We start from the raw sequence: 8,855 nt of genomic DNA on the forward strand, positions 1-8,855 counted from the left end.
ATAAAATGTCCGAGATGACCTCGGGTATGGGTATGCCCCCCGGTTTTAAAATGCCATTTTAAGGCGCTTATTATTTTATGTTCAGTCCGCTTATCGATGAGTTAATGCACGCGCTTAAAGTGCTGCCAGGGGTCGGCCCTAAAAGCGCCCAGCGCATGGCGTTACAGCTGTTAGAGCACAACCGCGAGGGCGCCTCGCGTCTGGCCGATAGCCTGCAGCGCGCGGTCGAGGGCGTTGCCCGTTGTGGCCGCTGCCGCACCTTAACCGAGCAGCCGCTGTGCGGTGTGTGTGCCAGCGAGCGGCGCGATAACTCGCTGTTGTGCGTGGTCGAGACGCCAGCCGATGTGCTTGCCATCGAGCAGGCCGGTAGTTATCAGGGTAAGTATTTTGTGTTGCTCGGGCATTTGTCGCCCATCGACGGCGTGGGGCCTGAGGATATCGGCATCGATCAGTTGCTGGCGCTGCTTGAGGCGGAGCCGGTGGCCGAAATTATTTTGGCCACTAACCCCACGGTGGAGGGCGAGGCAACCGCTTATTACATCAGCGAGCGGGCCAAAAAAGCCGGTATTAACGTCACCCGCATTGCCCACGGCGTGCCCCTGGGGGGCGAGCTTGAATACATCGACGGTGGCACACTGGCCCACGCGTTTAGCAGTCGCCGCTCACTTTAATTTAGCGCGCTTTTAAAGTGTGCCCGTCTTATTAGGTAGTTATGGCTATTCCAACAGATCCGATTTGGGTTGATACGCTCGATCAATTAACGCCGCTGTGTCAGCGCTGGCGCACTCAGGCGGCCATTGCGGTTGATACCGAGTTTATGCGCAGCGATACGTTTTACCCGATTGCCGGGTTGATCCAAATCGGTGACGGTCAGGGCTGTTATTTAATTGATCCGCTTGCGTTTGATGACTTAACGCCTCTTACTGAGCTGATGCTCGACGAGCAAGTTACCAAAGTGTTACACGCCTGCTCGGAGGATCTTGAGGTATTTAATACCTTGTTGGGCGCCGTGCCGGGCCCCATTTTTGATACGCAAATTGGCGCCGCCTTTGCCGGTTGTGGGTTTTCGTTGGGCTACGCCGCGCTAGCCCGGGATTTGCTCGGGGTAGAAATACCCAAAGGTGAAACCCGCTCCGATTGGTTGCAGCGCCCGCTTAGCGTGGCGCAGCTTAAATACGCCGCGTTGGATGTGGCGCACCTGCTGATTGTGTACGGCAAGCTGCTGCAGCGTTTAAAAGCGGATGATCGGCTCAGCTGGGTCAAATCCGATTGCGCCGACTTAGTCGCCGCCGCTCGCCAAGAGGCCGATCTGGACGGTTATTACACTCGGGTTGGCCTGGGCTGGAAGTTACAGCCTAAAGGCTTGGCCGTGTTGCGGGCGCTTAGCTACTGGCGTGAAGTCGAAGCGCGCCAGCGCAATATTCCCCGCAACCGCCTGATGAAAGAGCAACCCATGTACGAGCTTGCCAGGCAACTGCCCGATCAAGTCAATCAACTTAAACGCATAGAGGGAATGCCCCGGCGCACTATCACTGAAGATGGCGAAACCCTGTTGGATATTATTGCCCAGGAGCTGGCTAAGCCCTCTGAGAGTTGGCCCGAGCGGCTCGACCCGCCGTTGGGCCGGGAGTATGGCTCCTGGATGAAAGCACTTAAAGCGTATGTGTTAACCCAGGCCGAGTCCCACGAGTTACCGCCGGAAGTGTTGATCCGCAAAAAAGAGTACGAGGCGATTGTGCGCAGCGCTATTGTCGGTGCGCCTCAGTTGCCAGAGCGTTTAAACGGTTGGCGCTATGATGTGATTGGCGCCGGTTTACTGCAAAAAGTACAGCAACTGCGCGATGGAGCAAATACATGAAGGTGATCTGTCAGATTTATCGCAGTAAACGCGAAGAGGGTATGTACCTCTACTGCCGCAAAGAAGATGGCTTGGATAAAGTCCCCGAGCCACTGCGTAAACGCTTTGGTGTGGCGGAGCCGGCGATGGTATTGGCGCTAGACGGCAATCGCAAGCTCGCCCGGGTGGATGTCAATAAAGTGATTGCCAGCTTAGATGATCCTGGTTACTACCTGCAGTTGCCACCGCGGGTAGAGCCCGATGCGCAAGTCACCGATATTCAGTCTCGCAATAGTAAACTGTCCTGATGGCGGCGCGCGTCTTTTGGCAAGAAAAATCCCTGGCGCAAATGACGCCTGCCGAATGGGAGTCTGTGTGCGACGGTTGCGGTAAATGTTGCCTGCATAAGCTCGAAGATGAAGACGACGGCGAGGTCTACTACAGCGCCGTGGCCTGCCAGTTGCTGGATACCGATACTTGCCGCTGCACAGATTACCCCAACCGCAAAGCGCGGGTGCCGGAATGTTTAACTTTAACGCTCGACGATCTGCAAGAGTTTGAATGGCTGCCCAGTACCTGCGCCTACCGTTTGCTGGCCGAAGGTGAACCTCTGCCCGACTGGCACCCATTGGTCAGTGGCGATTCGGATGCAATTCACCGCGCGGGTATGTCGGTAGCCGGTAAAGCGGTGCCCGAGGCGCAGGTAGCACCGGACGAGCTAGAAGAGTATATAATTCACTGGGTAGTATAACTTAGCAAATGGGGAGTAGGGCTTGAGTGAGTCGATGATCGCCTGGGGCGTTTACCTGATAGGCGCTTTGTTGTTGGTATTGTTTGGCTGGCGTATTGCCCGGCCATTTTCCCGCTATGCACAGTGGTTGTTTGCGGTGTCTATTGCCGTACTACTGTTTACCCCGTTTAGTTTGAACCTGGAAAATCACCCGGCGGCATATGCCCCAGCATTATTTGTGGCTGTGTTAAACAGTGTTTTTCTGGGGGTAGAGGAGGGGCTCGATGCCGCCGTTACCCTCGCGCTCATTTGGCTGGTCGCACTGGTGCTAACCTTAGTGTTATTACTGGTGACCCGCAAACGTCATCGCGGCGCACAAGACTCGACCCAAGGCGAAGCAAGCGCGCCTGCAGAATAATAAAATGTACCGCAGCGGCGAGCCCGCTAAAGAGTGCCGCATTATGGCCAAGACTCATCGGATAGCTCACGACATTGTTAATACACTATTAGGCCAGATCCAGCGTCGTCCGGGGCGGCTGTTAGTGATGGCCGTTTTACTGTGGCCGATGTTGGGGGTTGCCCCAAGTGTGGCCGACGAGCCATCGACCACGGCCGACGTCCGGCTGCTGGTGGATGTGTCCGGCAGTATGAATCAGTCCGACCCGCAAAACCTCAGGGCCGAGGGGCTAACGCTACTGAGCAGAATGTTACCGGCCGATACCCGCGCCGGTTTGTGGAGCTTTGCCGGCAATGTTAACGAGGTGGTGCCGGCGGCCTCAGTTGATGCCAATTGGCGCCAACGCGCGCTTGAGTCACTGCAAAAGCTTCGCTCAAATGGACAGCTCACCGACATAGGCGCGGCCCTGGCCCGGGCCGGGCGGGCGCCCAAAAACGCGGCACAAGCGCATATTATTTTACTGACCGACGGCAAGGTCGATATCCACCGCGACCCCGAGCACAATACTCGCGAGCGCGATAGCATTCTTACCGAGCTGATCCCCAATTTAGTCGCGCGCGGTTTTGTTGTTCACACCATTGCGTTATCCGGCGATGCCGATGCCGACTTGTTGCAGCGCATTGCCAGCGCCAGCGCGGGCGAGCACCGGGTGGTGACCAATCGAGATCAGCTGGTCTCCGTGTTTGTCGATATTCTCGATCAAGCGGTGCCGCCGCAACGATTACCCCTGAGCGGAGATGGGTTTAATGTGGACTCCCGGGTCGCGGAGCTAACGGTGTTGATGTATCACCCGGCTCAAGCCGCCACTAAACCACATTTACTCGACCCGAAACTTGCACGCATAAGTGAGCAATCTCAGGCGGCGGGGGTGCGCTGGGTGTCGCGCCCGCACTATGATTTAGTGACTATCCCCGAGCCCCATAGTGGCCGCTGGCAGCTGCTCGATGGCGGCAGCGAAACCAGAGTCAGTGTATTAACCGACCTGACTTTGCAGGTACAGCCGCTCGCGCCGACGCTGCTGCCGGGCGAGCCCATTACGTTAGATTTTTCACTGCGCGAGCGCGGCCAGCTGGTTATCGACAACCCACTGCTGGAGCAGCTTCGTGCGCGCGTGAGCATCGCCGCTTACAACGGCGATGGCAGCCTGGCGGAGCCACGTTCACAAAATGTCACTCTGGTTCCGGCGGATGAGCGCGGCCATTTTTTAGTGCGTGCGGTTACCCCGGAAACCCCCGGGCGTTTTCAGCTGAATCTGCGGGTCGATGGCGCCACCTTTAGCAGACAGTATCAACGCAACCTGGTGGTGGAGCCCAAGTTTAGGGTGCAGCTGACTAAATCGCTGCAAGCGCAAGGCAGCGGGGCGACGGTAAGCTATCAAATAACTGTGACGGCGGCGCCATCGCTGAACGCTGATAACACCGAGCTGGTGGCGCATATCAAAGATTCCACCGGCGCTAGCGCTATGCAACCACTCGCTGGCCTGCCCGGTGGCGGTTGGGGGCTTACCATTACCCCTGACAACCGCGCTCGCTACGTGGTGGAGCTGCAGGCCAAAGGCACCGACCATAACGGCCGGGCGTTTTCTCAGGCGTTGCCGCCACAGTATTTTAGTTACCCGGCTGAGGGCGACCCGCAAGAGGTCGTCGAGGATGAAACCTTGCAGGCCTTAGAGCAGGCACTGCTCGACGAGCGCGCGGCGTTAGCGCGCGAGCGCAATGAGCCGCTACCGCAACCGCAGCAGCCGGTGGATGAGACGGCGTCATCGGCACAGAGCTCTTCGCTAAAAAGCGCGGATGTTGCACTTAAGCCTACAGAAAAAGGTGGCACCCGATGGTGGTTGGTGGTGTTAATCGCGCTGTTTAATGTGGCCTTGCTGGCGTTAGTCTATTGGTTGTACCGACGTTTTAGTGGCAAGTCGATGGAAGAAGAGCTGGGTGAAATTGAGCAGCAGCTAAGCGACGAGCAAGACCCTGCCGCCGAGCAAGAACTGGAAGCAGGCGCCTTTGATGACGTATTTGCCGATATGGGTGAGCCGGCGGTACAGCTAGATGATGACGACTCCGGGGCGCAGAAGGATAAGCCGGCCACACCGGATAATCGCAATGACAACAAAGGCACTGGGCAGTGATTGATAGCCAGCTAAGTGGCGCCGAGCGAACTCTGTGGGTTGTGCCGCTCGCGGCTTACCCCGACGTAACCCGGCAGTTTCGCCAGTGGGGGCAGAAGGTAAAGTGCGGCAAAAAAGATCGTGTCTACGCCCTGCGCGAGGCGGGCCAGCTACTGGCAGCGGCGCGAGTGCTAGAGCCCGCCGCTGGCTGTTTTTTGCTGCGCAGCTTAACGGTGGACCCGTCGTTGCGCCGGCAGGGCTTGGCCCGCGAGCTGATGCAACAGATACAGCGCGAGGCCCGCGAGCCGGCACTGTACTGCTATGCGCTGGACTATTTACACGAGTTTTATCTAAGCCTGGGCTTCGGCTCGCTGGCAGCGGATGACGTGCCAGAGCCTATTGCCGAGCCCTATCGGCGCTATCGCGAGCGAGGTAAATCGTTTGTCTTGATGGGCTGGCAGGCGCAAACTGAATCAATCTTTAAGGAGTTTTAGGGTGTGCGAATTGCTGGGCATGTCGGCCAATGTGCCGACCGACTTATGCTTTAGTTTTACCGGATTATTGCAGCGCGGTGGTGGTACCGGCCCGCACCGCGATGGCTGGGGCGTGGTGTTGTACGAGGGGCGCGGTATCCGCGCCTTTCGCGATTGGGCGCCCAGCGTTAGCTCTGAGATCGCGCAGCTTGTTAGCCGCTTACCCATGAAGACTTGTATTGCCATTAGCCATATTCGCGAGGCTAACGTCGGCGCCGTTAATTTAGAAAATACTCACCCCTTTGTGCGCGAATTGTTTGGTCGCAACTGGAGCTTTGCGCACAATGGGCAGTTGGCCGGTACTGAGGCATTAACTCTGGGGGATTTTATTCCGGTGGGCAGCACCGATAGCGAGCGGGCGTTTTGCTGGCTACTGGCACGTATTCGCGAGCGTTTTGCCTCCGGCGCCACGCTTGAAGCTGACGAACCCGCCTATTGGCAGCAGCTGCATCGCTGGTGCGACGAGTTGAGCCCTCGTGGGGTTGCCAACTTTTTGTTCAGTGACGGTCGCTACTTGTTTGCCTATTGCGCCACTAAGCTCAGCTGGATCACCCGGCGGGCGCCGTTTGGAGAGGCGCGTTTGTCAGACTCTGACTTAACGGTAGATTTTGGTGAGCACACCACCGCCAATGACATCGTTACGGTGATTGCGACTAACCCTTTAACCGTAAACGAAACCTGGCAGGCCATGACGTCAGGGGAGTTTATTGTGTTTGATCGCGGTGAAATTGCCTATCGGGCGCACCATAGTGCAGGGCTATAATTGCCATAGGCGAACTTGATGATTGAGCGCCTTGAAAAGCCACCATAATGAGCCCATCTTATAGTCATACCGATCATAGCGTGATTGATTAAATAACGGCCTGCGAATCCTTGTGGGCCTTAGTATTGATAAAGGAGCACAGCATGGAGATTGATATTGGTATTGAGCAGGATGATCGTCGTCAGCTAGCCGAGGGCCTGTCGCGGGTACTGGCTGATACTTACACCCTGTACCTTAAAACCCATAACTTTCACTGGAACGTAAAAGGGCCCATGTTTCAAACCTTGCACCTGATGTTTGAAACTCAGTACACCGAGCTGGCGGTAGCGGTGGACGATCTAGCCGAGCGTATCCGCTCGCTGGGCTACCCGGCCCCGGGTACTTACAAGCAGTACGCCGAGCTGTCCTCCATTAAAGAGCAAGAGGGCATTCCTACCGCCAAAGAGATGATCGCGCTCTTGGTCGAGGGGCAGGAGGCGGTGGTTAAAACCGCGCGCTCGTTGTACCCGCTGGTCGATAGAGCCAACGACGAAGCCACCGGCGACTTGCTGACTCAGCGCATCCAATTGCACGAAAAAACCGCCTGGATGCTGCGTTCGCTGCTCGAAGAGTAACAAACTGCGCCATGCCCTTTGTGGGCATGGCGCCCCCGCCTGTTATCTCATACCTCAACCCCTGGCCGTAAACTGGTAGAATGCGCCCCATCTGAATCTATAGAGGGACCCCTATGACCGGTTTACCCGCCGATATCGACACAGCGCTAGCCGGCGCCATGTTGAACGATGCCAATCGCCTGCGCCGCAAAGCCGGTGATATTGCCGCACGTCTGGCGCAGGGTAAGCCCGCCGATAAAGCCATTAACAAATGGCAGGCCGACCTGGAGGCCTCACACCAGCGGTGCACGGCACGGCGCGAGTGTGTGCCAAACCCGATAGAGTTTCCCGAGCAGCTGCCGGTCAGTGGTAAACGCGATGAGATTGCCGCGTTAATCCGCGACAATCAGGTGGTTGTACTAGCCGGTGAGACAGGCTCGGGTAAAACCACCCAGTTACCCAAGATTTGCCTGGAGTTGGGCCGCGGCGTGCGCGGCCTGATTGGCCATACCCAACCGCGGCGAATTGCCGCCCATACGGTGGCGGCCCGGGTGGCCGAAGAGTTGGCTTCGCCGCTGGGTGAGACGGTGGGTTACCAGGTGCGCTTTACCGAGCAGGCCGGCGACAATACTTTAGTCAAGGTGATGACCGACGGGATCTTGCTGGCCGAGATACAACAAGACCCTACGCTTGGACGCTACGATACGCTTATTATCGACGAAGCCCACGAGCGCAGTTTAAATATCGATTTTTTGCTCGGTTATTTAAAGCAGCTGCTTAAAAAACGCCCCGACCTTAAATTAATCATTACCTCGGCGACCATCGATGTCGAGCGCTTTTCCCGTCACTTTGATAGCGCTCCGGTTATCGAGGTGTCCGGGCGCACGTATCCCGTAGACGTGTGGTACCGGCCGCCGTTTGAAACCAGTGACGATGGCGACGGCGATACTTATCAGCCCATTTTGGATGCGATTGAAGAGATTGATCAGCACGAGCGCAAAAGCGGTAAGCGCGGCGGCGATATACTGGTGTTTTTAAGTGGTGAGCGGGAAATTCGCGAAACCGCAAAACGCCTGCGTCAGGCTGATTTACGCCACTTTCAGGTATTGCCATTTTACGCGCGTTTAAGCCTCGCCGAGCAGAACTTGGTGTTCTCGGCCCACCGCGGCCGGCGCATCGTGCTGGCCACCAATGTGGCCGAAACCTCTATTACCGTGCCGGGTATTCGGTATGTGATTGATACCGGTGTGGCCCGTATCAGCCGCTACAGTGTGCGCACTAAAGTACAGCGCTTGCCCATCGAGCCCATATCGCAAGCGAGTGCCAATCAGCGTAAAGGGCGTTGCGGGCGGGTGAGCAACGGTATTTGTATTCGCCTGTACAGCGAAGACGATTTTTTAAGCCGCCCAGAGTTTACCGATGCCGAGATTCTGCGCACTAATTTAGCCGCGGTTATTTTGCAAATGCTGCAGCTGCGCATCGGCGATATTCACAAGTTTCCGTTTGTCGATCCGCCGGATTCTCGTCAGATAAACGATGGCTTTAAAATGCTCGAAGAGCTGCATGCGGTAGATAGCCGCAAGCGCTTAACCGGCGATGGCCGCCGTTTGGCGCAGCTGTCGGTCGACCCGCAGCTGGCTCGTATGCTGTTGGCGGCTGACAAGCTCGGGGCGCTGGAAGAGGTGTTAATTATCGTCAGTGCGCTATCGGTACAAGATCCGCGCGAGCGCCCCGCCGAAAAAAAGCAAGCCGCCGATCAACAGCACAAGCGCTTTGCCGATGAGCACTCTGACTTTCTAGCGTACGTAAATCTGTGGCAGTATTTTGAGCAGCAG

Annotated in this window: 10 protein-coding genes; all 10 read left to right on the forward strand. The window is 56.8% G+C overall.

The genetic code is table 11. The annotated features are described in order from the left end of the window. Positions 1 to 77: 77 nt before the first annotated feature. Complete coding sequence (gene recR / locus AAC019_RS16825; protein WP_339900465.1) at positions 78 to 671, forward strand: recombination mediator RecR; 594 nt, start codon at positions 78 to 80, stop codon at positions 669 to 671. 41 nt (positions 672 to 712) lie between these two features. After that, on the forward strand, positions 713 to 1,858 hold the full coding sequence (rnd, locus tag AAC019_RS16830; protein WP_339900466.1) for a ribonuclease D: 1,146 nt from the start codon (positions 713 to 715) through the stop codon (positions 1,856 to 1,858). Then, the gene (locus AAC019_RS16835) at positions 1,855 to 2,145 is read left to right on the forward strand and encodes a YcgL domain-containing protein (RefSeq protein WP_339900467.1); all 291 of its coding nucleotides are present in this window, start codon (positions 1,855 to 1,857) and stop codon (positions 2,143 to 2,145) included. Before rnd ends, AAC019_RS16835 begins: the two co-directional genes overlap by 4 nt. Further along, complete coding sequence (locus AAC019_RS16840; RefSeq protein ID WP_339900469.1) at positions 2,145 to 2,588, forward strand: YcgN family cysteine cluster protein; 444 nt, start codon at positions 2,145 to 2,147, stop codon at positions 2,586 to 2,588. Before AAC019_RS16835 ends, AAC019_RS16840 begins: the two co-directional genes overlap by 1 nt. A 22-nt stretch (positions 2,589 to 2,610) precedes the next feature. Beyond that, positions 2,611 to 2,985 (forward strand): hypothetical protein, encoded by a 375-nt coding sequence (locus AAC019_RS16845; protein WP_339900470.1) that lies wholly within the window; start codon positions 2,611 to 2,613, stop codon positions 2,983 to 2,985. 43 nt (positions 2,986 to 3,028) lie between these two features. Continuing rightward, positions 3,029 to 5,152 (forward strand): VWA domain-containing protein, encoded by a 2,124-nt coding sequence (locus AAC019_RS16850; protein WP_339900472.1) that lies wholly within the window; start codon positions 3,029 to 3,031, stop codon positions 5,150 to 5,152. Then, a complete protein-coding gene (locus AAC019_RS16855) occupies positions 5,149 to 5,625 on the forward strand; it encodes a GNAT family N-acetyltransferase (protein WP_339900474.1) in 477 nt (158 codons plus the stop codon). The genes AAC019_RS16850 and AAC019_RS16855 overlap by 4 nt, the downstream gene beginning before the upstream one ends. Position 5,626: 1 nt before the next feature. Continuing rightward, positions 5,627 to 6,427 (forward strand): class II glutamine amidotransferase, encoded by an 801-nt coding sequence (locus AAC019_RS16860; protein WP_339900475.1) that lies wholly within the window; start codon positions 5,627 to 5,629, stop codon positions 6,425 to 6,427. Between the two features lie 143 nt (positions 6,428 to 6,570). Further along, positions 6,571 to 7,041, forward strand: a complete 471-nt coding sequence (locus AAC019_RS16865) for a Dps family protein (RefSeq protein WP_339900477.1) — start codon at positions 6,571 to 6,573, stop codon at positions 7,039 to 7,041. Positions 7,042 to 7,154: 113 nt separating this feature from the next. Then, a partial coding sequence (hrpA, locus tag AAC019_RS16870) for an ATP-dependent RNA helicase HrpA (protein ID WP_339900479.1) occupies positions 7,155 to 8,855 on the forward strand: 1,701 nt, incomplete at its 3' end.

The organism is uncultured Gilvimarinus sp. (genome assembly GCF_963975215.1).
GTDB lineage: Bacteria > Pseudomonadota > Gammaproteobacteria > Pseudomonadales > Cellvibrionaceae > Gilvimarinus.